This window comes from Sorangium sp. So ce362, from assembly GCF_051519845.1.
GTDB lineage: Bacteria > Myxococcota_A > Polyangia > Polyangiales > Polyangiaceae > Sorangium.
Genome location: NZ_CP150332.1, coordinates 8,110,378 through 8,134,385, shown reverse-complemented (window position 1 = coordinate 8,134,385; position 24,008 = coordinate 8,110,378). Strand labels below are relative to the sequence as shown.

General features: G+C 71.5%; 24 protein-coding genes. 8 read left to right on the top strand and 16 right to left on the bottom strand.

The genetic code is table 11. The annotated features are described in order from the left end of the window. Positions 1-21: 21 nt before the first annotated feature. Complete coding sequence (locus WMF17_RS31160) at positions 22-1,107, bottom strand: acyltransferase family protein (RefSeq protein ID WP_437596836.1); 1,086 nt, start codon at positions 1,105-1,107, stop codon at positions 22-24. A 352-nt stretch (positions 1,108-1,459) separates the two neighbouring features. Here WMF17_RS31160 and WMF17_RS31155 point away from each other — a divergent pair, with 352 nt between their 5' ends. The 3 genes from WMF17_RS31155 (at position 1,460) to WMF17_RS31145 (ending at position 4,740) form a co-directional block, all read left to right on the top strand. After that, positions 1,460-2,047 (top strand): thioredoxin family protein, encoded by a 588-nt coding sequence (locus tag WMF17_RS31155; protein WP_437596834.1) that lies wholly within the window; start codon positions 1,460-1,462, stop codon positions 2,045-2,047. Between the two features lie 1,030 nt (positions 2,048-3,077). Beyond that, positions 3,078-3,950: an STAS domain-containing protein gene (locus WMF17_RS31150; RefSeq protein ID WP_437644606.1), complete on the top strand. Its 873-nt coding sequence runs from the start codon at positions 3,078-3,080 to the stop codon at positions 3,948-3,950. Positions 3,951-3,984: 34 nt separating this feature from the next. Beyond that, positions 3,985-4,740, top strand: a complete 756-nt coding sequence (locus WMF17_RS31145) for an SAM-dependent methyltransferase (RefSeq protein WP_437644604.1) — start codon at positions 3,985-3,987, stop codon at positions 4,738-4,740. Between the two features lie 15 nt (positions 4,741-4,755). Here WMF17_RS31145 and WMF17_RS31140 read toward each other — a convergent pair whose 3' ends face one another. Both WMF17_RS31140 and WMF17_RS31135 read right to left on the bottom strand, forming a co-directional pair. Next, positions 4,756-6,243, bottom strand: coding sequence for a hypothetical protein (locus WMF17_RS31140; protein ID WP_437644602.1), 1,488 nt, complete (start codon positions 6,241-6,243; stop codon positions 4,756-4,758). Between the two features lie 13 nt (positions 6,244-6,256). After that, positions 6,257-8,467: an SUMF1/EgtB/PvdO family nonheme iron enzyme gene (locus WMF17_RS31135; protein WP_437644600.1), complete on the bottom strand. Its 2,211-nt coding sequence runs from the start codon at positions 8,465-8,467 to the stop codon at positions 6,257-6,259. 496 nt (positions 8,468-8,963) lie between these two features. Here WMF17_RS31135 and WMF17_RS31130 point away from each other — a divergent pair, with 496 nt between their 5' ends. Then, positions 8,964-10,382: a porin gene (locus tag WMF17_RS31130; RefSeq protein WP_437644598.1), complete on the top strand. Its 1,419-nt coding sequence runs from the start codon at positions 8,964-8,966 to the stop codon at positions 10,380-10,382. Positions 10,383-10,412: 30 nt separating this feature from the next. Here the strand turns inward: WMF17_RS31130 and WMF17_RS31125 are convergent, their stop codons facing one another. Both WMF17_RS31125 and WMF17_RS31120 read right to left on the bottom strand, forming a co-directional pair. After that, a complete protein-coding gene (locus tag WMF17_RS31125) occupies positions 10,413-10,790 on the bottom strand; it encodes a hypothetical protein (RefSeq protein WP_437596816.1) in 378 nt (125 codons plus the stop codon). A gap of 89 nt (positions 10,791-10,879) precedes the next feature. Next, complete coding sequence (locus WMF17_RS31120) at positions 10,880-11,398, bottom strand: HD domain-containing protein (RefSeq protein WP_437644596.1); 519 nt, start codon at positions 11,396-11,398, stop codon at positions 10,880-10,882. Between the two features lie 157 nt (positions 11,399-11,555). On the opposite strand from WMF17_RS31120, the gene WMF17_RS31115 reads away from it, so the two are divergent. Continuing rightward, a complete protein-coding gene (locus tag WMF17_RS31115) occupies positions 11,556-12,581 on the top strand; it encodes an SMP-30/gluconolactonase/LRE family protein (protein WP_437644594.1) in 1,026 nt (341 codons plus the stop codon). A 93-nt stretch (positions 12,582-12,674) separates the two neighbouring features. Here WMF17_RS31115 and WMF17_RS31110 read toward each other — a convergent pair whose 3' ends face one another. The 4 genes from WMF17_RS31110 to WMF17_RS31095 form a co-directional block, all read right to left on the bottom strand. Next, a complete protein-coding gene (locus WMF17_RS31110; protein ID WP_437644593.1) occupies positions 12,675-13,625 on the bottom strand; it encodes an epimerase in 951 nt (316 codons plus the stop codon). A 200-nt stretch (positions 13,626-13,825) separates the two neighbouring features. Then, positions 13,826-14,377 (bottom strand): hypothetical protein, encoded by a 552-nt coding sequence (locus WMF17_RS31105; RefSeq protein WP_437596812.1) that lies wholly within the window; start codon positions 14,375-14,377, stop codon positions 13,826-13,828. Between the two features lie 12 nt (positions 14,378-14,389). Beyond that, positions 14,390-14,893 (bottom strand): SRPBCC family protein, encoded by a 504-nt coding sequence (locus WMF17_RS31100; protein WP_437644591.1) that lies wholly within the window; start codon positions 14,891-14,893, stop codon positions 14,390-14,392. Further along, positions 14,890-15,267: an ArsR/SmtB family transcription factor gene (locus tag WMF17_RS31095; RefSeq protein ID WP_437596809.1), complete on the bottom strand. Its 378-nt coding sequence runs from the start codon at positions 15,265-15,267 to the stop codon at positions 14,890-14,892. The genes WMF17_RS31100 and WMF17_RS31095 overlap by 4 nt, the downstream gene beginning before the upstream one ends. Positions 15,268-15,518: 251 nt before the next feature. Between WMF17_RS31095 and WMF17_RS31090 the strand changes: the two genes are divergently transcribed. Next, positions 15,519-15,977 (top strand): VOC family protein, encoded by a 459-nt coding sequence (locus WMF17_RS31090; protein ID WP_272095017.1) that lies wholly within the window; start codon positions 15,519-15,521, stop codon positions 15,975-15,977. A gap of 97 nt (positions 15,978-16,074) precedes the next feature. Then, positions 16,075-16,794 carry a 16S rRNA (guanine(527)-N(7))-methyltransferase RsmG gene (gene rsmG, locus WMF17_RS31085; protein ID WP_437644589.1) on the top strand — a complete coding sequence of 240 codons (720 nt, stop codon included), beginning with the start codon at positions 16,075-16,077 and terminating at the stop codon, positions 16,792-16,794. A 27-nt stretch (positions 16,795-16,821) separates the two neighbouring features. Here rsmG and WMF17_RS31080 read toward each other — a convergent pair whose 3' ends face one another. The 7 genes from WMF17_RS31080 to WMF17_RS31050 form a co-directional block, all read right to left on the bottom strand. Next, the gene (locus WMF17_RS31080; protein WP_437644587.1) at positions 16,822-18,090 is read right to left on the bottom strand and encodes a lactonase family protein; all 1,269 of its coding nucleotides are present in this window, start codon (positions 18,088-18,090) and stop codon (positions 16,822-16,824) included. Positions 18,091-18,246: 156 nt separating this feature from the next. Further along, a complete protein-coding gene (locus WMF17_RS31075; protein ID WP_437644585.1) occupies positions 18,247-18,909 on the bottom strand; it encodes an NrsF family protein in 663 nt (220 codons plus the stop codon). Positions 18,910-18,916: 7 nt separating this feature from the next. Continuing rightward, entirely contained in the window at positions 18,917-19,630 is a 714-nt protein-coding gene (locus tag WMF17_RS31070; RefSeq protein ID WP_437644583.1) for an RNA polymerase sigma factor, read from the bottom strand. A gap of 38 nt (positions 19,631-19,668) precedes the next feature. Continuing rightward, positions 19,669-20,616: an HvfC family peptide modification chaperone gene (locus tag WMF17_RS31065; RefSeq protein ID WP_437644581.1), complete on the bottom strand. Its 948-nt coding sequence runs from the start codon at positions 20,614-20,616 to the stop codon at positions 19,669-19,671. Then, positions 20,613-21,494, bottom strand: coding sequence for a DUF692 domain-containing protein (locus WMF17_RS31060; protein WP_437644579.1), 882 nt, complete (start codon positions 21,492-21,494; stop codon positions 20,613-20,615). Before WMF17_RS31060 ends, WMF17_RS31065 begins: the two co-directional genes overlap by 4 nt. Positions 21,495-21,525: 31 nt before the next feature. Continuing rightward, entirely contained in the window at positions 21,526-21,930 is a 405-nt protein-coding gene (locus tag WMF17_RS31055; RefSeq protein ID WP_437644577.1) for a hypothetical protein, read from the bottom strand. 155 nt (positions 21,931-22,085) lie between these two features. Continuing rightward, entirely contained in the window at positions 22,086-22,919 is an 834-nt protein-coding gene (locus WMF17_RS31050; protein ID WP_437644575.1) for a hypothetical protein, read from the bottom strand. A gap of 393 nt (positions 22,920-23,312) precedes the next feature. Between WMF17_RS31050 and WMF17_RS31045 the strand changes: the two genes are divergently transcribed. Continuing rightward, positions 23,313-23,948 carry a hypothetical protein gene (locus tag WMF17_RS31045; RefSeq protein WP_437596792.1) on the top strand — a complete coding sequence of 212 codons (636 nt, stop codon included), beginning with the start codon at positions 23,313-23,315 and terminating at the stop codon, positions 23,946-23,948. Positions 23,949-24,008: the final 60 nt, after the last annotated feature.

The window sequence follows — 24,008 nt, the reverse complement described above, 5'->3', positions numbered from 1 at the left end:
CGTTATCCTACCCGCGCGCGCTCAGACCTTGAGGAAGATGCCCCGGCGGTGGAGGGGGTAGAGGAGCACGAGCCAGAGGGCGACCGCCGCGAGCGCGAAGGCGAGGGCGGCGTTCAGCGGCGAGAGCCACGGCGCGAAGAGGCGCGTATAAAGGAGCTGGAGCGCGCTCGTCCTCGCGCCGTCGTCTCCGGTCCTGATCGAGTGATGGAGCAGGTACTCCATCATGGTCGAGCCCACGTAGGCCGCGATGGGGTTTGCGCCGAAGATCAGGAACGGAGCGCCCCACCGCCGCCATCGCTTCACGTCCACGATCCACATGCAGGCGGCGAGGGCGACCGCGGCCACGCCGGCGGTGAACAGCGCGAACGAGCTCGAGTACAGGCTGCGGTTCCACGCGAACCACTGGCCCCAGAGCAGGCCCAGCGCGATCGCCGCGGCGCCGGCTCCGAGGAGCCCGGCGACGCGCGTGCGGAGCCCGGCGGTCGCGGTGAGCCAGCGGCCGCCGAGGCTCCCCAGCATCACCGTCATCGCCGCGGGGAGGGTGGGGAGGATGCCCATCGCGTCCCAGCCCTTGCGCGCGATGTGCTCTCCGAGCAGAACCCGATCCACCTGGGCCGCCAGCGTCCGGTGCGGGTCGTCGAGCGGATAGAGCCGCAAGAGGAGCCAGTAGCCGATCAGGGCGCCGGCGATGATGCCCGCCTGCTGCCGGGCCGTGGTCTTGAGGCAGATGAGCGCCGCGAGCACGTACGCGAGGCCGATGCGCTGGAGGACGCCCGGGATGCGCAGCGCCGTGGGGTGCTCTGCGAGGAAGAACGGGAACGCCGAGAGGAAGAGCCCGAGGAGGACGAAGATGGCGCCGCGCTTGACGATCTGGAGGGCGAGCTCACCGTCGGTCGCGCCGCGCGCGCGGCGGGCCGACATGGAGATGTGCAGGGTCACGCCGATGATGAAGAGGAAGCATGGAAATATCGTGTCTGCGAGGGTGCAGCCGTCCCAGTGCGAGTGGGCCAGGGGCGGATAGATGGCCGGGAATTTGTCCTGGAAATTGACGAGGATCATCGCGACGATCGTCATCCCGCGGAAGATGTCCAGCGATTGGAGTCGCATGCGACGAATGTAGTTTGCGTGGGCTGATGAGCCACGAGATCGTCTGTTGTCGTGCGTTGTCCGTCAGCGATCTTGCCGTGGTGTGCGTTCGTCCGTGGCTGTCTGGCGTGCCCTTGTTGTCCGGGTGTTCATGGCGGCGCGCCGCCTGGGCCTGGTCGCCGGCGGCCCGTCCTCGCGTCTCCAGGCGGGGGCGCCGGCGCGGATCGACGTCGCGCAGCCCGGCGGCCGCGCTGAGCCGCAGGCGGCCGGGGCAGGGGGCGGCGGCGCTGCGACGCTCGTGCGCGCGGCGCGGGCGTTCCTGCCCTCCCGCGTGGTATGGTGCGCCCCGTTACAGCGAGAGGAGAATTCTGTCATGGCACGCACTCCGTCCACGATGCTTGAGCTGGGCACCCCGGCGCCCGATTTCAGGCTGCCGGACTTCAACGGAAAGCAGGTTGCGCTGTCGGATTTCACCAGGGAGCGGGCGCTCCTCGTGATGTTCATCTGCAATCATTGTCCGTTCGTCAAACACGTCCGCCACGAGCTCGCCAGGCTGCGCCGCGATTATCGCCCCGAGGATGTGGCCATCGTGGCCATCAACCCGAACGACATCGCTGCCTATCCGGCGGACAACGCCGAGGCGATGGCGAGGGAGGCGCGCGAGGTCGGCTATACGTTCCCGTACCTCCTCGACGAGTCGCAGCAGGTGGCCAAGGCCTATCGGGCGGCCTGCACGCCGGACTTCTACCTCTTCGGCCCCGATCGCCGGCTGGTCTATCGCGGTCAGCTCGACGACAGCCGTCCTGGCAACGACGTCCCGGTGACTGGCCGCGACCTCCGCGCCGCCATCGACGCGGTGCTCGCGTCGGCGCCCGTCCCCTCGGATCAGCGCCCGAGCATCGGTTGCAACATCAAGTGGAAGCCCGGCCATGAGCCGGAGTATTACGGTCAACAGCCCTAGGCATCACGGGATGCTGGAGCCGAGGCCTACCGGCTTGCTCGGCGTGGCGGGCACGCGTCCGTGCCCCGTCGCCGAGATCCCTCGGGCTGGGGCGGGCTCACGTTCACCCAGAAGGCTGGCGTCATCCTCTTACTGTCCTCGATGTTCGCGTTGAAGGAGGCTCTTGTGCTGCAGGCCGAGCGCGCTGCCTTCGAGAAGACGCGGGGGCTGACCTGCCGGGACGGCACGATGAGCCCCACCTGCCGCTGTCACGGACCGCGCCGCGGGTGCTGCTCTCACCACCGCGGCGTCGCTGGCTGTGGGCCGCTGCCGGCGGAGGTCTCTTGCCTGTCGCCGACGTGCGCGCCGCCGCCGACCTCGCGCTTGCGGCCCTTGGCCATCTTCTGTGCTCTGGCTCAGCTCGACGTAGGAGCTCCGCGGCGGCACCTCGACGCCACCCTCGGGGTCCGCCAGTGCCCCGGTCGCTTCATCCGCGGTCCCACAGGCCGACGCTCCGACGAGCGCGGCCAGGGGCAGGCCGATCCTGTCGTGTGCATGGGCCACCTCCAGGCGACGCGATCCGTCGCGCGCGGAATTGCGTTGCGAGGCGCATGCCAGCGCGCGTCACATCGGCGGGCCGCTACCCGCCTGCCGCACCGCTCGATCGCCGCCCGCTGGCGGGACGACAAGGAGGAGGTTTCGGCCATCGATCATGCCAGATCCGTCCCTACGAGCCGCGGCGCGGGCCCACCGGGCGCTGTGGTTGCGCCGCTGCACGCCGCGTTTGTCATGGAGCACAGACGGCCAGGATACTGGTATGTAGAGAGACGGCGCGGGGGCGTTCGGTCGCATCTCGGTGGGGGAGCACCTTGCGAAGTCACGACATTCGTCTGCATGACGAGCGGATTGCGGCATGGCGACGAGATCCACTCCAGTCTGGCGCACACACAAGCTTGCGCGGTCCAACAGTGATCTGTTCTCCTACTTCATGAGCGCCCATACGACATGACATGGCCCAGGCCAAGGCCGAGCCCAAGGAAGCGGACCTCCTATGCAGAGCTGGATCGATCCGGAGCGCCAGGCGCTGGCGAAGAGCGCCGCGAAGGTGCTCAAGGACAACGTCGTGCACAACCGCAGCGGTCTCCCACCGTTCCGGTTGCCGCAGGTCGCGCAGCAGCTCCTGGACGAGCTGTTCCATTTCATGTCCGCCGGCGACACGGCGCCCGTCCTGTCGCTCGGGCACAAGCTCGGGCATCAGGGGCTCGGGCTGCGCGCCCTCCTCGGGCTGAGCCGCGCTCTTCTGCGCCAGGTGCTGGCGCGCCTGCCCGGAAATGCGCCCGAAGCGCTGGAGGAGGCGGCGCGCGTGAACGACTACCTCACGCTGCTCGTTGACGCGCTCGCGGAGCAGGAGAGGCGCGAGATCGGCGTCCAGCGCGACGAGATGCAGCTCGCGCTCGCGCGCGCGGTGCAGAACCGCGAGCGCGAGCTGCGCGGCGTGATCCTGGAGCTCTCGACGCCGATCATGCCGGTGTACGACCACATCCTGGTGCTGCCGCTCATCGGAAAGCTCGATAGAGAGCGAGCGAGCAGGATCACCGAGTGCCTGTTGCGTGACGTGGTGGACCGGCAAGCGCGCACCGCGATCATCGACGTGACCGGCGTGCCGGTGATGGACGCGGAGGCCGTCGACGCGCTCGTGCGCACCGCGCGCGCGGTCGACCTCCTCGGCGCTCACCCGGTGCTGGTCGGTATCCGCCCCGAGGCAGCCCGCGCGCTGAGCGATCAGGGCGCCCACCTCGCGGGCATCGTGGTCCTGGCCAACCTTCAAAGCGGTATCGTCCATGCGCTGCGGCGCGAGGGGCTCGAGGTGTGTGCCAGTCCGCTCCCGCAGCGCGGGGCTGCTCGCCTGTACCGCGGCCGCTGAGGAGCGCACCGCGACCTTGCTCTAGGAGGGGACCATGGAGATTGACACCAGCAAGCCGCACATCGGTCGGGTTTACGACTACGTCCTCGGAGGACACCACAACTACGAGGTCGATCGCCGCGCTGCCACGGAGATCATGAAGCTCGTGCCGACTTATCCGAAGTGGGCGAGGCTCAACCGCTGGTTCATCCAGCTCGTGGGACAGCAATGGTCCGAGTCGGGTATCACGAACGTGCTCGATCTCGGCTCGGGGCTACCGACGCAGGGCCACCTCAACGACTATCTGCCCGAGGCGCGCATCCTGTTTTCGGACATCGACCCGGTGAGCGTGATCTACGGCGAGGAGATCCTGGCTGACAAGCCGAACATGCGCTACCTCCAGGCCGATCTGCGAGATACGTCGCCGCTCCTCGCGGCCGCGGCGCAGTTCTTCGGCGCAGACCGCCGCATCGCGCTGGGATGCATCGGTATCCTGTACATGATGGACGATGAGAGCTCGCGCGACCTCCTGCGGAAGATGCACGCGTTCTGCGCCCCTGGCAGCGTGCTGGCCCTCAGCTTCCTTGTGCCACGCGGCGCCTCCGCGGCGCACCACCTGAACAGCGCAGGGGCCCTCGCCGGGATCAAGGTCTACCCCCGCACGCCCGAGGAGATGGCGGCGCTCATGAAGCCATGGAAGGTGCATGCGTGCCGGTCGCTCGCGGCGTGGCTCGACCTCGAGGACTTCCTGACCCAGGAGGAGTACGAGTCGAGCCCGTTCGACATGCTGGGCCTGATCGCGCACCACTGAAGGCGCGGCTGTGCGCTAGCTCGGCGGGGCCCCCGGGCGCCGCGCGGCGGGGCCTCCCTCCTCGGGCCGGTCCTGCCGGTCTTTCTCCCCGAGGATCGCCTTGGCCGCGCTCGTCCTCGCCGCCCCGCTCGCCACCGTCGCGTGGTCGACCACCCAGTGCGCGTCCAGGAGATCCAGGTACTCGAGGTCGAGCTGCCCCCCGGAAGGCAGCATGAACACCGCCGAGATGTGCGCGTGATTGAGCACCGCCTGCACCATCTCCCGCGGGATGTAGAGCGCCGCGTGCGTGAAGAGGTGCACAACCGGCGTGCGCGGGTCGTGGTGCCGCGTCAGATCGAGGTCCGTCGCGAGCTCGGCGAACACGCGCGCCGGGTTCCTGCCGCGCTCCCCCTTGAACGACAGCAGGTGCGCCGTGGGGAGCTGGCCGTTCTTCGCGCGGTGGAGCTCGTAGAGGCGCGCGTCGAAGAAGCGGAACGCCACGTCCTCGCCCTCGAGCAGGAGCCGCTTGCCCGTGGCGATCGCCATCCCGCGGGCGAACGTCTGGCGATCGCCGCGCATCGACGCCGACGCGTCGATGAGGAGATAGTGGATGCGCCGCTGCTCGTCCCGGCTCTGCTCCCGGGCGAAATAGAGCACCTCGTTGTCCGCGATCCGGCGCGCGAGCTCCACGTCGTCCCAGGCGAGCTCCGTCAGGACCATGCTGTCGATCGAGCCGCGCGTCCCGAGCCCCGAGTAGCCGTGCGCCGCCGTCGTGCCCGCCGCCGGGCGCGTCTTCGTCTCGAGCACGCTCGGCAAGATCTCCAGCGAGAAGTTCACGATGTCGTTCGCCTCGGGCGACGAGAGCGCCGCGAGCAGGTCGACCTGGGCGAGCGCCCCGGCCGACGCCTCCGAGCCCAGCATGCCGAACAGGCGCAGCGTCTCGATGTCGAGCGCGTCCGACATCGTGAGCACGTAGAGCCGCGAGACGTCGAGCGCCTCCAGCGCCCGCTGCTCGAACTCGCGCCGCGCCGACAGGAACAGGCCGCGGAGCTGCGGCTCGATCCCCTCGAACAGCGCCGCGTCCGCGGGGAGCATCGCGCGGTAGGCCGGCGCCGCGTGGGTGCGCGCCGCGACCGCGCCGAAGAGCCGCGAGAGCACCACCGTCACAAGGTCGTCGCTCATCCGGAGCTGCGCCGCGCAGCGCGCGGCCTCGCTCTCGGCGAGCTCCTGGAGCACCGCCCGGTACCCGTCCAGGATGCGCTCCGCGTCGCGGAGCCGGCCCGCGAGCTCCCTCGCGTCGCAGCGCGGGCCGATCTCGATCTGCTCGCGCGGCGTCGAGAAGAGCAGGCCCGCGTCGTGCACCAGCGCGAACGGCAGCACCACCCCGAGCCGCTCGAGGCTCTGGTGCCAGCGGATCGCGCGCAGCGCGAGCGACGAGCTCAGGGGCCGGACCTGCGAGAACGCGAGCGTGCCGAGGGGGCCGGCGATCGAGGGGTTCGCGAGCTGCGAGGCGGGGACCGGCACGGCCAGAGGTCGCCTACAGGTTCGTCACGCAGCGGAGGCCGATGCCCGGCGCGCTCGCCGTCGCGAGCTGGTGGTAGCGGAACGCCGGGTTGAGCCAGAGCGAGACGCCGCCGTTGTAGCCGCCGCCCCGGATCGCCTTGCGATCGCCGGCCGGCGCCCCCTTCGGGTTCACCTGCTCCTCGTCCTTGTAGGTCTCGAACCAGTCCGCGGTCCACTCCCAGACGTTGCCGACGACGTCGTCGGCGCCGAACCTCGTCTTGCCCTTCGGGAACGAGCCGACCGGCGCCGTGCCGAAGAAGCCGTCGTCGGCCTCGTACATGCGCGCGCTCGGCGTGAGCCCGCGCGCCTTCTCCCACGCCGTGCACTCGGTGCCGCACGCGTTCATGAAGGTCTGATCGCCGGGCGCGTCGCCCCAGGGGAACTTGCGCCCGTCGGAGCCGCGCGCCGCGTACTCCCACTCGGCCTCGGTCGGCAGGCGCTTGCCGTGGACGTCGCAGTAGGCGTCCGCGAGGCTCCACGGCACGCAGTTGATCGGGTGCTGCGCGAGCTCGGGCTTGCCGAAGGTACAGAGCTCGGCCAGGGCCGTGAGCGTCTTCTCGTGCTCGGCGGCGGACACCCCGTCCGCCTTCGGGAAGTCGGGCGTGGACGGCGGCCGCTTGCACTCCCCCTTGTCCGAGCACGCCTTGTAGTCGCCCGCGGTCACCTCGTGGATGTCGATGCAGAACGTGTCGAGCGTCACCTTGTGCGCCGGCTGCCACAGCTTGAAGGCCGGCTCGTCGGAGCCCATGAAGAACTTGCCGCCCGGGACGAGCACCATGCCGGAAGGGCACTCGGTCCGCCGCGCGGGGAGCGCGGCCGGCGCGGCCGCGGCGCTCGCCGTCGGGGCCGCCGCGGCGGACGCGGTGGCGACCGGATCGATGTGCGACGCCTCCGGCGCGGGCGGCTCGGAGCGGAGCAGGCTCCAGGCGATCGCGCCGCCGGCCGCGAGCGCGACCGCGACGCCGCCGAGCGCCAGCGCGCCCCTCGACCTCGGCGCCGCCGCCGCCGACCGCTGCGTCGACGCGTCGTTCGCGGTGCCGCCCGTGGTGCTCGGGCCGACCGCGGCGACCGTCGGCGACGTGGCCGCGCGCAGGGACCCCGGCGCCGTGGGGGGCGCCGCCATCGTCGGCGCGATCTGCGGCCAGGACATCCGCGGGGCGGAGCCGCGGGTCGCCGTCGCCCCGGAGGGGGGCGCGAGCGAGCCGCCGCCCGTGGCGAGCGCCCAGCCCGGATCGTCGGGGAAGACGGCCCGGTGCAGCGCCGCCCAGAAGCGGCCCATGGTGGGGAAGCGATCCGCCGGCGCGACGGCGAGCGCCTTCGCGAAGACCGCCTCGACCTCGTCGCTGACCGTGAGCCCCAGGGTCCGCGGGGTCGGCCGGCGCGACGGGTCGCGGCTCGCGACGGCGAGCTGGAGGTAGTCGTCGCCTTGCAGCGCCGGCGCTCCGCCCAGCATCACCTCGATCATGATGAGCGCCATCGCGAACACGTCGGTCCAGGGCCCGGTCGCGCCGTGGGTGCGGCTGAACTGCTCGGGGGCGCCGTAGCTCGGGGTGAACGCGGTGATGTCCTTGCCGGTGTGGGCGAGCGCCGTCGCCGCCGCCGCGTGCTCGGCCATCACCTTGGCGATGCCGAAATCGAGCACCTTCACGAAGGTGGAGGCGTCGCGCGGCGGGCCGATGACGAACAGGTTCGCCGGCTTGATGTCGCGGTGCGCGATGCTCCGCGAGTGCACGAGCTCGAGCGCGATCGCCGCCGACTCGAGCAGCGCGACCGTCGCGTACAGATCGCGCGGCGGCGCGTTCTGGGTCGTCTCCTCGTGGAGGACCCTGTCGAGCGGCTTGCCGTCGAGCCACTCGAGGACCATGTAGGGCAGCCATTGCCCGTCGGGCGCGTTGAACGTGCCGATGTCGCGCGCCTGGACGATGGCGGCCGAGCGGCTGGAGAGCTCCGCCATGAGCTTGCCCTCCTGGATGAACGCCTGGAGCAACTGCTCGCGCTGTTCGGCCGGCGCGTCCGCGAGGAGCGTGAAGCACTTGAGGGCGACGGGCTGCTTCCAGATGATGTGCTCGGCCCTGTAGACGACGCTGAAGCCGCCCTCGCCGACGGCTTGCTCGATCCTGTACTTGTCGGCGATCAGGCTGCCGGCGATGTTGAGCGGATCGCTGCGGTCCGGGTTCTGGCTCATGAGATCTCTACGCGCCGCGACGGGGCGCCGATCGGAGCGCCTCGTGCGTGGTCCGGGCCATCTTAGTGGCCCCGCGGTCGGTTGGAACTCTTTCGCGCGCTCGGGCGTCCGCGCCGCCCCGGCGCCGGCGCTCGCCGCCGCGCCCGGCGAGCGTCGGCGAGCGCTGCCGGAGACGGTCCTCGGTGTCCGACATGACGGATTTTCGAGGCAGGTAGTGGCGCGCACACTTCTGTGTTTTCACGCTGCTGCCACCATCTTCAGGATGTCTTGACAGTCTCTGGCGTCCGTTATATTGGACAAGGACACGGTGGTTCCCTGCTGGCGTCGCTGATCCCAGCTGGGCGCTCGTGACTGCTGTCCGGCGTCTGCGCGTGTGGCGCGAAGCGCAGGCCTGGGAGCGCTGGTCCGCCGCCTGCGAGGGCGTTGTGCGCCTTCGCGCCGGCGGCCTGTGCCGGCTGGGCGCGCAGCAGAGGGTCTGATCCGAGGATAAAGACGCTTGAAATCGATCAATCGAACCAAGTCGCACACGGTCCGCGCGGCGGCAGCGCTCTCGCTCTTCGCCGCCGCGCTCCCCTTCCAGGCGTCGGCGCAGGAGCCCGCGGCGCCGCCTCCTCCGGCACAGGCGCCTGCGCCGCCCCCGACGCTGGCCCCGCAGGAGGCCGCCGTCGAGCAGCTGAGTCGCCGGGTCGCGGAGCTCGAGGAGCAGCAGCGCGCGCTGCAGGAGCGCCTCGCCGCGGAGCGCCGGGCGGCCGCCGAGAAAGAGGCCGGCGCCGGGCAGAAGCAGGAGGCGAAGGACAAGGGCGGCGGCGTCAAGGTGACGGCGGCCCCCGGAAAGGGCTTCACCGTCAGGACGGCGGATGACAGCTTCTCGTCCACGATCCGGGCCCGCCTGCAGATCCGCGAGACGATCACGCACACGGCGGAGGACGACACAAACGAGATCAACGTCAAGACGGTGCGCCTCACGACGAGCGGGCATATCCTCTCGCCCGACCTGAAGTACAACGTGCAGCTCGCCTTCGGCGGCAACGATTTCGAGAAGGACAGCCCATCTCCCATCCTCGACGCCTTCGTCGAGTACACCGGGATCCGCGATCTCAACGTGCGTGTTGGCCAGTTCCTCACCCCGTTCAACCGGGCGCGGACGCTGCGCGAGCCCTCCCTCCAGCAGACCGATCGCCCGATCGCCGTCCGCGAGTTCAACCTCGATCGCGACGTCGGCCTGATGTTCTCGTCGCCCGATCTCTTCGGCTTCGGAGGCAAGCTGTCGTACAACCTCTTCGTCGGCGGCGGCGAGGGGCGCAATCGCTTCGGCGGCCAGAAGCACGGTCCGCTCGCGGTAGCGCGGCTCGCCGTCCGCCCGTTCGGCGCGTTCGACGACGACCAGGACGGCGACCTCAAGCGCGAGGCGGAGCCCCGGCTCGCGGTGGGCGTCACGGGCGCCTACAACCACCAGACCAACCGCCAGAACAGCACCTTTGGCACGACGCTCACGCTCGGGGCGGCGGATTACCTGCACGGCGCGGCCGATCTCATCTTCAAGTACGCCGGCTTCTCGCTCTCGGCCGAGGCCGTCGTGCGCCACGCCAAGCGGGATTCCTTCGAGGGCGAGGTCGACGGCGCGGCCGTGCGGGAGTGGACCCGGTCGGGTTACGGCTACTTCGCCCAGGCGGGCTACCTGCTGACCGACCGGGTCGAGGTCGCCGCGCGCTGGGACCAGATCTTCGCGGAGCGCGGCACCGATCCGAAGCTCGTCGGTCTCGTCGACGCGCAGGGCAAGCAGGTCGGCGGCGGGCTCAATTATTATGTGAACGGCTATGCGCTGAAGATCCAGGGCGATTATTTCTACATCTTCGGCAAGGAAGGCGCCGACGCCCGCCACGTCGGTCGGCTCCAGCTGGATGCCTCGTTCTGAAGGCGACGCGCGGCCATGGGGAAATCATGATCACTTCTCAGATTTCCGTCGCCAGGCGTCCATCTGCGCTCGGTCGCGACTCCTGATGGCCTTGAGCTCATGGCGTTGTTCGTCGGTGAGGTCCGGATTCACTGCCCAGAGTGCCTTTGCCTCCTCCGGGGACTCGGCCCACATCAAGACATCGCGGTAGTCGCCTTTCGCGGCGTCGGTCATCCGGCGAAGCTCCCCGAGGGCACCTTCGCTGAGTTTGAGGATCGCCAGGCGGACGCGCTCGGTCTCGCGCTCGTACGATTCGACGCCGTACCGGCTGAGCTCGGCGCGCGCCGCCGCACGGTCTTCCCCGGAAGGCCACGCGGCGGCCAGCTTGTGTTCGACCTCCGGCTCCAGCACCTTGCTCTCTCCGCTCATGCGCTCTTCATCCGCTCCCGGATCTGTCCAACGTTCGACAGGAGCGGCAGGGCCCGGCTTGCCGGGACCTTGTTCGCTCGAGGGACGGGTCACGCCTGGCCATCGAAGGCTCCATCTGCGAGCAATCGGTCAAGCTCCGACCACAGCGGATCGCATTGTCCGCTGCGGAAGGCCGCTTGCTTGAACGCCTGCTGTTCGCTCTGATAAAGCCGCCACAAGCTCGCCTTGCGGTCCGCAATGCACGCGCGAACGTTGGCGAGGCGGTCCGCCGCTTTCACGACGAGCGCGAGCGCGAGCTCGCCCTTGGCCTGCGCCAGCTTGGCGTAGGTCCTTGCTTTCCGCTCCTTGCGATTCGCACCGGGTTCGTCGGTGAGCAGGCCGACGCAGGTGGCCACGCGCGATCCGAACTCCGCTTCGATGCTTGCGAGCGTAACGTCGGTGTCCTCCGCCACGTCGTGCAGGTAGGCGACGACCACCGCCTCTTCTCCATACGGCTCCGCCAGCGCCGCGACCGCATCCAGGTGACAGGAGTACGGACGGTCGCCATACCGCTGGTCCCCGTGCGCAGCGACCGCATACAACCGTGCCTTTTCTCTCGTGGTACCCATAAGGCCTAACCATCAGCCGATTGGTCAACTGAAGCCGGCGGACCAGGTCTGTCCAGATCGTCGCCTTTTATGAACTTCCCCACGGAGAGTCTCATGGATTGACGCTGCGCCGCAAGCGCTCGGCGTTGTGGTAGATTCGCGGCCCGGAGGTCTTTTCGTGGCACGAACCCGTGGCCGTTTCACGTCCATCGCCGCTGCGGCCGCGATGGTTTCCTGCGGAGGGGAGACCCCGCCGCCCGCGCTGGCACCGGCGGCTTCGGCTTCCGCCGCGCCCATCGCGACGAACAGCGTCGAGCCCCCGCCTGCGGCTCCGGCTACCCCCGCGGCGTCCACGGCGGCGCCCGAGCTGCCCAGGCTCCCCGCGCCGAGCCCAGTCGCCAGGTACACCGGCTTCGCCAAGCCGGAGAGCGTGCTCTACGACGCGGACAACGACCGATACCTCGTTTCGAACATCAACGGCAATCCGGACGACAAGGACAACAACGGCTTCATCTCCGTGCTCTCGCCCGACGGTCAGGTGACGAACCTGAAGTGGATCGAGGGCGGCAAGGCCAAGGTCAAGCTCGACGCGCCGACAGGATCGGCGATCGCGAAGGGCGTGCTCTACGTCGCCGACCTCACGACCGTCCGGATGTTCGACCTCAAGACCGGGGCGCCGAAGGGGGAGATCGCCATCCCCGGTACGACGTTGCTGAACGACGTCGCGGCGGCTCCGGACGGCAAGGTCTACGTGTCCGACTCCGGCTTCAAGATCGGCGCGATCGGAAACCTGGAGGCGACGTCGAGCGATGCCATGTACGTCATCGAGAAGGGCAAGGCCAAGGCGCTGGTGAAGACCACCGACCTGCACATGCCGAACGGCATCGCATGGTCCGACAAGGGGCTCGTGGTCTGCTCGAGCGGCGCTCCCGAGGTCTTCCGCCTCGACGAGAAGGGCGCCAAGCAGGACGCGACCACCACGGCGCCCGGCGGCCGCCTCGACGGCCTGATCTCCCTCGGGGACTCGCTCCTCGTGACCAGCCACGAAGCGTCGGCGGTGCTTCGCGGGAAGCTCGGCGGAACCTTCGAGGTCGCGATTCCCGAGCAGAAGACGCCCGCGGACATCGGTTACGACACGAAGCGTGGACGCGTCCTCGTGCCCCATGTGATGGCGGACACGGTCGACGTCTATGAGCTGAGATAATCTGTGGACGAAAGACCCCTCGCGATGGAGGAAGGCCTCCTCTAGGCGACGATGGAATGCTGACGCCTCACGGGCGTCGAGCTGTTCACCTCCTCAGCTCTCGGCGCGCCATCGCGCCACGAGGTCGCGCGCCGCCGCCGACCACTCGGCGAAGGCGAACGTGAACCCGGCTTCGCGCAGGCGCCCGGGGACGACGCGCCGGCTCTTCAGCACGAGCTCGGTGTCCGTGCGCATCACGAGCGCGCCGACCTCCAGCATCCATTTCATCGCGGGCAACCCGAAGCCGATGCCCCAGGCCTCGCGCAGCGCGCGCATGAAATCGCGGTAGGGGAGCGGCCCCGGCGAGGCGAGGTTGACCGGCCCGGAGAGGTCGTCCCGCTCGATCAAGAACCTCGTCGCTCGCACGAAGTCGCGATCGTGGATCCACGACACGAACTGCTGCCCTCCGCCGGCCGGACCGCCGAGGCCCCGCCGGGTGAGCCCGAGCAGCACGTCGAAGATGCCGCCGCGATCAGGGCTCATCACCATGGAGGCGCGGATCGCGATCTTGCGCGTGCGCGGCGTCCTGGCCTCGTCCAGCGCCTGCTCCCACGCTCGGGCGATCTCGACGCTGTTGCGCCAATACGAGGGGACGTCCGGCTCGTCGCCGCCGAGGAGCCCGGTCGCCTCGTCGTTGGGCGCGTCGTGGCGGTGCGCGTAGATCGTGGCCGTGCTCATCTGCAGCCATACGCGCGGCGGCTGCGAGGCGGCGGCGATCGCCTCGCCGACGGCGCGCGTCGAGTCGACACGAGAGCTCCTCATCGCGCGGAGGTTCTCGTCCGTGTAACGGCAGTTCACGCTGCGGCCAGCGAGGTTGAACACCACGTCGGCGCCGTCGAGCTCGCGCGCCCAGGGGCCGAGCGTGCGTCCATCCCACGGCACGACCCGCCCTGCGGGCACGCTCGCGCTGCGGCACAGGACGATCACCTCGTGCCCGTCGGCCGCGAAGGCGCGCGCAAGGATCTGACCCACCTGTCCGCTCCCGCCCGGGAGGACGATCTTCATGCCGCGAGCCTACCTCGGGCAGCCGCTAATGCACAGTCCGGCGCGACCACGCGATCACGCGATCACGCCGCGCCGGCGCCGGGCGAGAGCTTGCCCATCGCGGGCGCGCTGGCGGCGCGCCGCCAGCGCGCCCGCGCCCCGGAGCGCATGGTGGCCTGTTCGCCCAGCCCCTCAGGCGGCGGCGCGCGGGCGGGCGCTCGTCATGCTTCGGCCTGCTCCTTGAGGAATTGACGCACGAACTTCCCGTAAGCCTCCTTCATGGGCAGATCGTCGTCGACGTGAAGCCTGCGACGGGTGGTCGGGACGCTCTCTCCGGTCCTGGGGTTCTTCCCTACCTTGGCTATCGTCTCCCAATAAACGCCCGATCCCCGGCGCTGCCACGCGGGCACGTCGTTGAAGTTGATCCCGCGGGAGAAGAGCAGCTCGTTCTTTCCAGCGACGGAGAGGCCGAGCATCGCATGGGTGGCTTCCTTGACGCTCTTGCCCTCCTTTCGAAGGGTCCAATAGCACCAGTTGTTGAGCGCGGAGCGCGTCGCGTCCGTCTGCCGCCAGCGGAAGCAGTCGACCACGTCTCCGCGCCGGGCGCCGAGCCACAGGCGCGCGTCGAACTCCACCGGCGCGCTGAGCGAGAGCGAGAGGCTGGCGGCGGCGGAGCTGACATGCACGTGCGTCGCCGAGAAGTGGGCCCGGAAGAACGTGGTCTTGCCCGAGGCCGGCAGGCCAACGAAGAGGATCACTGCCGGCGAGCCCATCGATCGGCGACCTCAGCAGGGCGTGCGCGCGTCGCCGAGGTAATAGTCGCGCTGCGCCGGATAGTAGTCGGCGAAGCTGGGCAGCGGATCGCCGAGCCTGGAGGCGACGAGCATGTCGAGGTAGTACTCCCAGCCCGGCCCGACATCGCCGGCGAGCGCTGGATCGGCGAGGCGCTGGATGAAGGTGAGCTCGGTGATCTCACCCCTCGCCGCGAGCGACAGCTCGAGCCGCCACCCGCCGTGATCGTCCTTGGCCGTGAGCGCGAGGCGATGCGGCGGCTCGCATGTATCGATCGACATATCGCACCGCGGTGCCCCCTGCTCGAACGCCATCTGGAGGCGCACCGTCTTGCCGGGCCCCGCTTCGCCCTCCCACGGGCCGATCCAGCGCGCCGTGCTCTCGGACGCGGTGACGCTCTGCCAGACATCCTCGATGGGGGCGCGAAAGCTGCGCGTGATGACGAGATCGGCGCCTGTCGCCGTGCTCCGGACGCGGCCTGTGGGTCGGGGGCTCATGCGGTCTCCTTTCTTCGTTTCGCTTCGTCGTGGGAGGGCGGGGCGGTCGCCATGCGCCGCTGCCGGCCGACGCGGTGCACCTCGGTCTCGAGGGCGTCGAACCGGCGATGCCACGGGCCCTCCGCGTGCAGCTCTCGCAGGAACGCCTCGAGCTCGGCGAGCGCACCGAGATCGAGGCGGTACTCGCGCTCGCGACCGCACTGGACGTCGCGCACCAGGCCCGCCTCGCGCAGCACGCGCAGGTGCCGGCTGACCGCCGGGCGGCTGACCGGAAACGCGCCGGCGATGGCGCCCGCCGTGGCGGTGCGATCGCGCAGCATCCGCAGGATCTCCCGCCGGATCGGATCCGCCAGCGCCTGGGCAACAGCGTCCATCGGCGTGATGTGTAACCGATGTGTTACGCGTTCGTCAAGCCGCACGGCCGAGCGCGCAGGTAAATTTCGTCCAATACGCGGTCGGCGCGATGGTCCAGGATGAGCACCGACCCGGATCGCCGAGGCGGCGGGCGCCGGGAGAGGCTCGCCTTCGCCCGGGCGCGCGAGGCGCGCTGCACGACCGTCAAGGCAATTCCCGCCGTTCCCCCGGGAAAGGTCACGACTCGATACGAGCACGAAGGAGCGCGACGATGACGAAGAGCAAGGTCCACCCCGTCCCGGAAGGCCAGACGTGCTTCCCCTACCTGAGCGCGCGGAGCGCCGCGGAAGCCATCGAGTTCTACAAGCGCGCGTTCGGCGCGCGCGAGGACTCGCGCATCCCGATGCCCGACGGGCGGATCGGGCACGCCGAGCTGTCGATCGGCCCCGCCCGGTTCTTCCTGTCGGACGAGTATCCCGAGCTCGGCGCCGTCAGTCCCGAGACGCTGGGAGGCAGCAGCCCGGCCGTCGTCGTCTACGTGGAGGACGTGGACGCGCTCGTCGCGCAGGCCGCGGCGGCAGGCGCGACCATCGATCGCCCGCCGCAGGACAAGCCGTTCGGAGACCGGACGGCCTGGCTCCGCGATCCGTACGGCCATCGCTGGTCCTTCGCGAGCCGGATCGAGGACGTCTCTCCCGAGGAGCTGCAGAGGCGCCTCTCGGCGATGTAGCGAGCCGTCACAAGGGCGGCCCGGAGCGGGCGGGGAGGGCGAGCGCGACAATTGCGGCGCTTCACGAGGGGGAGCTTGCTAGGGTGTGCGGACGTCCATGCTCCCTGACGAACGCGCTCCTCTCCCGCTGCCGGCTCCCGCTCCGCTCACGCCTCCGGAGGGCTTCGCGGAGCGCCTCGCGGCGATCGGTATCACCCTCGACGCCGCGGTGATCGCCAAGCTCGGCGATTACCTCGCGCGCCTGCTCGCGATGAACGAGCTGATGAACCTCACCTCGATCACGGATCCGGTCGAGGTCTGGGAGAAACACGTCCTCGACTCGCTCACGCTCCTGCCCCTCCTGGAGGAGCTGAGCGCGGGGGCGCGCCTCGCCGACATCGGCTCGGGCGGGGGCCTCCCCGGCCTTCCGCTCGCGATCGCTCGGCCCGATCTGAGGGTGACGCTGGTGGAGGCGACGCAGAAGAAGGCTTCGTTCCTCGTCGCGGTGGCCGCGGGCCTCGGGCTCACCAACGTGTCGGTGCGCGCCGAGCGCGCCGAGCAGCTCGGCAAGGGCGATCTCCGCGGCGCGTTCGACGCGGTGACGGCGCGCGCGGTGGGGCGCCTGGTCATGCTGATCCCGCTGACCGTGCCCTTCGTGCGGCCCAACGGGATCGTGCTGCTGGTGAAGGGCCAGCGCGCCGAGGAGGAGCTCGCCGAGGCGAGCTGGGTCCTCGGGCGACAGCGGGCCGCCTTCGTGAAGACCGTGGCGACGCCGACGGGGAAGATCGTGATGCTGCGGAAGTCGGGGGAGGAGCCGAAGCGCCATCCCGGGCGGTGATCCCCGGCGGTGCTCGGTTCGCCCCGCTCAGCGGTCAGGCAGGGCCACGATCCCGACATAGGTGGGCTCGGGGACCTCGGTGACACGGCCTGTCGGCTCGAGGGCGCCCGTCGCCTCGTCCACGCGAAACGCGACGATGTTCCCCGAATCCTCGTTCGCGACGAGCATCAGCTTGCCTGTCTTCGCGATCTGGAAATGGCGCGGCGTCATGCCCTGCGTCGAGGCATGGCCGGCGGGCGTGAGCGTGCCCCGCTCGGGATCGACCGCGAAGATGGCGATGCTGTCGTGGCCCCGGTTCGACCCGTAAACGAACTTGCCCGACGGGGACACCTGGATCTCGGCGCACGTGTTCTCCTCGCCGCTCACGCCGTCGGGGAGCGTCGAGACGGTGTCGAGGGCGGACAGCGTCCCGCGCGACGGATCGTAGCTCAGGGTGGTAATCGAGTCGGCGGACTCGTTGATCACGTAGGCGAACCGGCCGTTCGGGTGGAATTCGAGGTGCCGGGGCCCCGTGCCCGCGGGGAACGAGAGCGCCGGCGGGTCGTTCGGCTCCATCCGGCCCGTCTCCGCGTCGAAGGTGAGCTGGGCTATCGCGTTGCTCCCGAGGTTTGTGACGAAGGCGAACCTGTTGGCCGGATCGGTCACGGCGTGGTGCGACCGCGTCCGGCGCCCGAAGGAGACCTCGGAGGACGCCTGGCCGAGCGCGCCCTCCTGGCCGACGGGGAGCACCGCCGCCGTCCCGCCGCCATAGTTGGCGACGAGGACGAAGCGCCCGGCCCGATCCGTGGACAGGTGGGCAGGGCCCTGGCCCTTCGACGAGACCCGGTTGATGCGCTCGAGCGTGCCGTCCTGCGGGTGGATCCGGAACGCGCTGACCGCCCCCGACATCTCCCCGTCCACCTCGCTCAGCTCGTTCACCGCGAAGAGGCGCTGGCGCGCGGGATCGACGGCGAGGAAGGTCGGGTTCATCTCGGCGTCGAGCGGGCCCTGCACGGCCGACAGCGCGCCGTCGGCCTCGTTCAGGCGAAAGACGAAGATACCCTCGTGGCCCCCGACGTAAACCAGGGGTGCGCCGGTCGGCTGCGCGCCGCCGCCGGCGCCGGCGCCGGTGCCGGTGCTGCTCGCGGTGTTGCCGTTGCCGCCGGTGCCGTTGCTGGTCGCGCTGTTGCCTTGGCTCATGCTGTCACCGCCGCTCCCGGAGATGCTTGTCGTCGCGCCGTTGTTCGCGGTCCCGGCGCCGGATCTGCCGCATCCGAGCCACAGTCCGGCCGCCAGGCAGAGGAGGGTGCGCTGCATCGATCGATCCACGTTCACCTGGACCTGGGTTATCCCCGGACTGCGCCGCGGGGCAAGCGCCACGGCGCTCCCCGTCGCGATGCAGGGCGAGGCGGGCGCGGCCGGCGCGCCCCGCGCGGCCCTGTCCGGGGAGGGCGCACGACGCGGCGCGGCGCTTCAGGCGCGCCCGCGCAGCGCCCCGGCGGAGGCGCCGAGGAGCGCGCCGGCCGCGATCGGGAGGCCGTGGGCGAAGGCGACGTGGAGGAGATCGTCGAGCGCGCAGTGCGCCTCGAGGCCGACCACCACCCCGAGGCCGCACAGGGACCCGATCGCGGCGCCGCGCCACGCCGGCGCCGAGAGGAACGAGCGGCGCAGCACCAGCGCCGCCAGCGCGAACGGCACGAGCGCCGTGCAGAGGGCGCTCGCGATGCACCGGAGGTGCAGATCGAGCGGCACCGGCGGATCGGCCACGCGCGACCTCACGACGGCCGCGGCCAGGAACCCGACCGGCACCGCGACGGCGAGCGCCTGGATCGCCCTCACGCTCGCCGGCAGCCCCCGGGCGCGCGGCCTCAGCGCGAGCAGCAGGCCGAGGCCGGACAGCACCGCCACGACGGCGAGCGGGACGAGCACCCGGGGAGACCCGAGGTCGTCGCGGAGGCCCTCGCCCCAGCTGAAGAGCAGGACCCAGGCGAGCCCGGCCAGGGTCGCGCCAAGGGCGAGGCGCTCGCGCGCCGGGCGCGTCAGCGACGGCTCGGCCAGCGCCTCGGCCAGGGCGGGCGGCGGGCGCGCGGCGAGGTGGGCCGCGGGATCAGGGATGTCCTCGATTTTACTCAACAAATCGGGCTCATTCGCCATCGGCACCTCCCCGGACGCCCGCTTGCCCCTTGCCACGGCGGCCGCTCCGCTCAGGCCCCGTGGCCGCGGGCCTGTCGCCCTTCTCCATGCCCTTCTCTACGCTCCTGTTCTCTACGCTCCTGCCGGCGCCTCGTTCCGCCTCGGGCCGCCGCTTGAGCTCCTCGAGCGCGGCGCGCAGCGCCTCGTAGGCGCGGAACGCGCGGAGCTTCACCGCGGTCGCGGTCGTCCCCAGGACGGCCGCGGCGTCCTGCACGCTCAGCCCCTCGTACCGGAGCAGGATGAACGCCTCGCGCTGCGACGCCGGGAGGCACGAGAGCACGCGCTCGACCGCCCGCGCCGTCTCGGAGGCGATCGCGACCGCCTCGCCGTCGGCGCCGTGCGCGTCCGGCGGCTCCGCGCCCGGATCGCTCGGGAGCCGCTCGGTGCTGCGGTGCTTCTGGGCGCGCGCGTGGTCGACGTACACGTTCCGCGCGATGGCGTACGCCCACGGGGTGACGGCGCCGCCCTGGGCGAAGGTCGATCGGGCGCGGTGTATCCGCAAGAACGTCTCCTGGGTCAGGTCGCCGGCGAGCGTCTCGGAGCCGCACATGCGGGTGAGGTACGCGAGGAGGCGTGACGAGAGCGCGCGGTGCAGCTCCGGGAACGCGCGCGCGTCGCCGCACGCGTACCGGTCCATCGCTGCGTTCAAGGCGAGCTCGTCCATGGCGGCTCCGACGGCATACACCCGTTGCGCGTCGGCGGTCAGCGCGGCGCGCCAGGGGCCTGCGGCGCGCGCGACGGTCCGAGAAGCGCTCCGCGCTCGGCGAGGTCGCTCAGGAGGGTCGCGGTGCTCTCCAGCACCGGGCCGTCGACCGGGCGGCTCAGCGCGGCGCAGCCCTCGACCACGGCGTCCCGGAGCGCGGCGCCCGCGAGGAGGCGGCCGAGGATCTCGGCCGCGAGGGGCGTGAGCTCCAGGAAGCGGACATCGTGCCCGGCGTCGCGGTACACGAGCAGGCGCGTCGGCTCGCGCGCCGGCACGTCGCGCGCCGACTCGCCGCCCTCCAGCCTGTGGACCGCGTGCTCGTAGCGCACGAGCGCCGCGGCCCGTTGGAAGCGCGCGCCCCGGTCGAGCGAGAGCTCCTCGTGGGAGGCCGGCGCGCCCCGCGCGTCCGCTGCGTCCGGCGCCCCCGGCGCCCCCGGCGCGTCCGGCGCGTCCGGTCGGCCCGTTGCGCCGGCCTCCTCCCCGTCCGCCTCGGCGCACGACGCCGCGAAGGCGGCGAGCTCATGGCGCGCGAGATCCGCGAGGTAGGCGGGCACCTCCGGGTCCTCGGCCCAGCGCGGCGCCGCGAAGCCCACGAACTCGAAGGCGACGTCGCGGAGGTAGCGCGAGCGGGGCAGCTCCACGTCGAGGAAGCGCGCCGCGTCCGCCTCGAACCGGGCGCCGAGGCGCGCCGCGGTCCGCGGGATCCCGGCGCGGATCGCGCCCGTCAGCCCGCGGCGGATGAGGCTCCGGTAGAGCAGCAGCCGCTTCGGCGGGAGCGCGGCCATCGCCTCGAGGTCGGGCCCCTCGAGCCCGGCGCGGGCGAGCCACGCGCGCGGATCGGCCGCGAGCGCCTCGCCGTCCGGCGCGCTCACGCTCAGCTGGAGCGCTCGCTGCAGCGCCGCGAGCTCCGGCGGCGGCTCGTTCAGCGCCCCGCGCGCCGCGCTCACGCCCGCGCCTCGCGCGCCGCGAGCCCGCGCCGGTACGCCGCGTCGACCTCGGCGAGCTCGGCGAGCAGCGCCTCGAGCGGCGGCACCTCGTTGTCGCGCTCCAGCACGACCGGCACCGGCCCGGTCCGCGCGACAGCGTGGGCGAGCAGGTCGAGCACGGGCTCGATGACCGGCGCGCCGTGCGTGTCGACGAGGACCTCCGCATCGTCGCGCCACGCATGCCCGGCCACATGCATCGAGACAACGCGCGCAGGTGGAATTTTCTCCAGGTACGCGATCGGGTCGAAGCCGTGGTTCCGGGCGTTGACGTAGACGTTGTTCACGTCGAGCAGGAGCCCGCAGCCGGCGCGCTCGAGCACCTCGACGAGGAAGTCGGCCTCGTCGAGCGAGGCGCGGCCCGGGACCAGGTAGTAGGTGATGTTCTCGATCGCCATCGGGCGCTCGATCCGCTCCTCCGTCTCGCGGATGCGGGCGGCGGCGTGGGCGGCGGCCGCGGAGGTGAGCGGGAGCGGCAAGAGGTCGTGGAGGAACCTGCCGCCCACGCCGGAGAAGCACAGGTGATCGCTGTGGAAGGGGGGGTCGAGCCGATCGACGAACCCCCGCAGCGCCCGCAGGTAGCCATCGTCGAGCGGGTCGACCCCGCCGACCGACAGGGTGAGCCCGTGCGTCAGGATCGCGCGGTGCTCGCGGACGCGCTCGAGCGCGGCGGGGAAGTAGCCGCCGCGGCGCATGTAGTTCTCGGGGGAGAGCTCGAAGAAGGGGACGGCCAGCGCCGCGCCGCGCGCGCCTTCGCCGGGCGCATCGAGCGCCGCGAGCACCTCGTCGAGGAACTCCCATCGGAGCCCGAGGCCGACGCCGGTGAGCGCGCTGCCGGTCATGGGGGTGCGGGGCGGGCAGGGCCGATCGGGATCAGCCGCAGGTGCCCTGACCGCAGCCCGCGTGGCCGGCCTTCTTGGCGCCCACCTTCTTCGCGGCGGGCTTGGCCGGGGCGGAGGTCGGGGTGGGCGGGACGGGCGCCGGGGTGGCCGTGGGGGCGACCAGCGGCGCCGTCGCGGCGGACTGCACGTCGCTCGCCGGCGCCGGCGCCGGGGCTTCGGGCGCGGCCGGGGCCGCGGGGACATTCGCGCCCGCGGCGGCGTCGCCGGAGGTGGTCTCGGCCGGCGCGGGCTCGGCCGGCGCGACCGGGGTCGCCTCCTGCTCGGCGGGGACCTCGGTCGCGTTGACCGGCGCCTGCGCGCCGCCACAGCCGCTCATCAGCATGGCACCGGCGCTCAGCGCGGCGAGCGTCTCGTAAATGCTCTTCTTCGACAGCATCGTGTGGCTCCTCTGGTTCTCGTCATCGACGGGCCTGCACCCCCTACGGGCGAGGCGTGATCCGGTTTCCCGGCGGCGTCCGGAGCGCCATGTCTCTCAGACCCGCCAGGGGGCCGCAACGGCTCACCGGGGGTTCCACCGGCGGCGCGCGGCGCTCACCGCGCGGCGCTGCCTGCGGGCGCCGTGGCCGCAGCGCCCGCGGTCGCGGTGAGCTCCAGCGACACCATCGCCTCTTTGGCGACCTTGGGCGACAGCACCTCGAGCGTCTTCTGGGCGAGCTTGCCGAACGCCTCGCGCGGGCGGACGTCGTGCTCGGCCAGCCCGACCGAGAACGGCTTCGCCGTCTTCACGGTGACGGCGGCGGGCCTGTCGCCCTCGTACCTGAACGTGGCGATGAGCTCCACGGTCCTCGGGGTCTGCCGCTGGTGCAGCAGGAGGTCGCCCGACGCGGTGACGGTCACCGTCCGCTCCGCGCCGGACAGCTTCGAGAGGTCCTTCTCGCCGGAGGTCGAGATCGACCGGATCGCGAACTGGGCCTTCTCGTTCTTCTCTCGGACGTCGCCGGGCGTGTCCTTCGAGATCTCGAGCCAGGTGCGCGCGTGCTCGTTCTGCAGGTCGCTCTTCTTCTCCTCGCCGGGCTTGCCGTCGTCGCCCACGGCGGTCTGGAAGAGCTCGAGCGTGGAGAGGTCGACCATGATGAGGCCCGTCGTCCTCGTGATGTCGGCGGGATCGACCTGCAACGTTCCGCCGGCGGCGCCCTCGATCCGCCCGCGGATCTTCTCCCGCGGCGCGTCCATCGCGAGCTCGACCCTGCTGCCCGCCCTGTCGATCGCGAAGGCCGCCGCGGCGGGCGCCTTCGCCTCCGGCGCCTTGAGCTCGGTCGCGGCGGGCGCGAGGGGGGGCGGCGGCTCGCCCTGGCATGCGGCCGCGCCCGGCCCGGCGGCAGCGAGCACGAGGAAGAGCAGGGGCCTTGTTCGCCTCGTTTTCATGCTCGTCTCCTGGATTCCATGGGTTGATGCGCGGCCGCCCCGGTCGCGTGGAGCTCTCCACTTGAACAGGATGGCAGGAGGACGGGAAGGAAGATCGGGGCTGCCCGTCCCCCCCACCCGCTCGCTCGATGTGGCCGTCGATCCGAGCTGGTTCGCGGCCGCGAGCGGCGTCCGATCCGAGCGAGCGAGCGGTCGCTCGGCGCGCCTCGCTTCACTTCCACGTACGGATTACGTGCGAGCGGCGGCGCGGTTTCGCCGGCGGACGCGGCCGCGCGGGGGCGGACGGGTGACGCGGGGTGGGGCCGCCGGACCCGCGCTGCACAGCCGCGTGTGGCCTGCGGTGTGCACGAGGCGGCGTCGACGACGGAACCGGTCCACGGGGGGAGAACAGCAATGAGCACGCAACGATTCGCGGCGCCGGCCTTGGCCGCCGCCGCCATGATGGCGTTTGCCGGCGCGGCGGAAGCGCAGGGGGCGGCGCGAGCGGAACAGCGCGATCGGCCGGCGGGCAACGTCCCTCCGGCGGATCAGCCGCTCATCCGGCGCATCCCCGAGCCCTCGATCGCGGTCGAGGGCGGCTTCGGCATGCTGGGCTACCTGGGTGGCGCCGCGGGCGTCGGGCCCACCTGGAACGTGCGCGTGACCGGGACCATGTCGCCGCGCGTGGCCGTCGAGGGGAACTACATCGGCTCGGTGAACCAGCGAGCGACGCTGGGGAAGTCGCTCGTGATGACCTCGCTCGACGCGGGGCTGCGCTACAACGTCCTGCGCGCCGACGAGGCGATCGTGCAGCCGTTCGTTGTCGCGGGGGTCGGCTACACGGGCTGGGCGGGCGAGGGCGGCGACGCGTTCGCGGTGTCGGTGCCGCTCACCGCGGGGGTGGAGCGGCTGGTCACACGCAACGTCAAGCTGGGCGTCCGGCTCAACTTCCGCCCTGCCTTCTTCGACGACCTGACCGTCCGCGGCTCGGCGACCCAGACGGGCGGAGACAGCTGGGCCCTGATCGCGCACGGCGGCGGCGCGTTCTGACCGGGGTTGAGGCGGGCGGCTCGTTCCGACCGGGGTTGAGGCGGGCGGCTCGTTCCGACC

Excerpts from the sequence above, each read along its gene's own strand:
- WMF17_RS31160 (WP_437596836.1), bottom strand. The coding sequence starts at position 1,107 with ATGCGACTCCAATCGCTGGACATCTTCCGCGGGATGACGATCGTCGCG.
- WMF17_RS31155 (WP_437596834.1), top strand. The coding sequence starts at position 1,460 with ATGGCACGCACTCCGTCCACGATGCTTGAGCTGGGCACCCCGGCGCCC.
- WMF17_RS31150 (WP_437644606.1), top strand. The coding sequence starts at position 3,078 with ATGCAGAGCTGGATCGATCCGGAGCGCCAGGCGCTGGCGAAGAGCGCC.
- WMF17_RS31145 (WP_437644604.1), top strand. The coding sequence starts at position 3,985 with ATGGAGATTGACACCAGCAAGCCGCACATCGGTCGGGTTTACGACTAC.
- WMF17_RS31135 (WP_437644600.1), bottom strand. The coding sequence starts at position 8,467 with ATGAGCCAGAACCCGGACCGCAGCGATCCGCTCAACATCGCCGGCAGC.
- WMF17_RS31125 (WP_437596816.1), bottom strand. The coding sequence starts at position 10,790 with ATGAGCGGAGAGAGCAAGGTGCTGGAGCCGGAGGTCGAACACAAGCTG.
- WMF17_RS31120 (WP_437644596.1), bottom strand. The coding sequence starts at position 11,398 with ATGGGTACCACGAGAGAAAAGGCACGGTTGTATGCGGTCGCTGCGCAC.
- WMF17_RS31110 (WP_437644593.1), bottom strand. The coding sequence starts at position 13,625 with ATGAAGATCGTCCTCCCGGGCGGGAGCGGACAGGTGGGTCAGATCCTT.
- WMF17_RS31105 (WP_437596812.1), bottom strand. The coding sequence starts at position 14,377 with ATGGGCTCGCCGGCAGTGATCCTCTTCGTTGGCCTGCCGGCCTCGGGC.
- WMF17_RS31100 (WP_437644591.1), bottom strand. The coding sequence starts at position 14,893 with ATGAGCCCCCGACCCACAGGCCGCGTCCGGAGCACGGCGACAGGCGCC.
- WMF17_RS31095 (WP_437596809.1), bottom strand. The coding sequence starts at position 15,267 with ATGGACGCTGTTGCCCAGGCGCTGGCGGATCCGATCCGGCGGGAGATC.
- WMF17_RS31090 (WP_272095017.1), top strand. The coding sequence starts at position 15,519 with ATGACGAAGAGCAAGGTCCACCCCGTCCCGGAAGGCCAGACGTGCTTC.
- rsmG (WP_437644589.1), top strand. The coding sequence starts at position 16,075 with ATGCTCCCTGACGAACGCGCTCCTCTCCCGCTGCCGGCTCCCGCTCCG.
- WMF17_RS31080 (WP_437644587.1), bottom strand. The coding sequence starts at position 18,090 with ATGCAGCGCACCCTCCTCTGCCTGGCGGCCGGACTGTGGCTCGGATGC.
- WMF17_RS31070 (WP_437644583.1), bottom strand. The coding sequence starts at position 19,630 with ATGGACGAGCTCGCCTTGAACGCAGCGATGGACCGGTACGCGTGCGGC.
- WMF17_RS31060 (WP_437644579.1), bottom strand. The coding sequence starts at position 21,494 with ATGACCGGCAGCGCGCTCACCGGCGTCGGCCTCGGGCTCCGATGGGAG.
- WMF17_RS31055 (WP_437644577.1), bottom strand. The coding sequence starts at position 21,930 with ATGCTGTCGAAGAAGAGCATTTACGAGACGCTCGCCGCGCTGAGCGCC.
- WMF17_RS31050 (WP_437644575.1), bottom strand. The coding sequence starts at position 22,919 with ATGAAAACGAGGCGAACAAGGCCCCTGCTCTTCCTCGTGCTCGCTGCC.
- WMF17_RS31045 (WP_437596792.1), top strand. The coding sequence starts at position 23,313 with ATGAGCACGCAACGATTCGCGGCGCCGGCCTTGGCCGCCGCCGCCATG.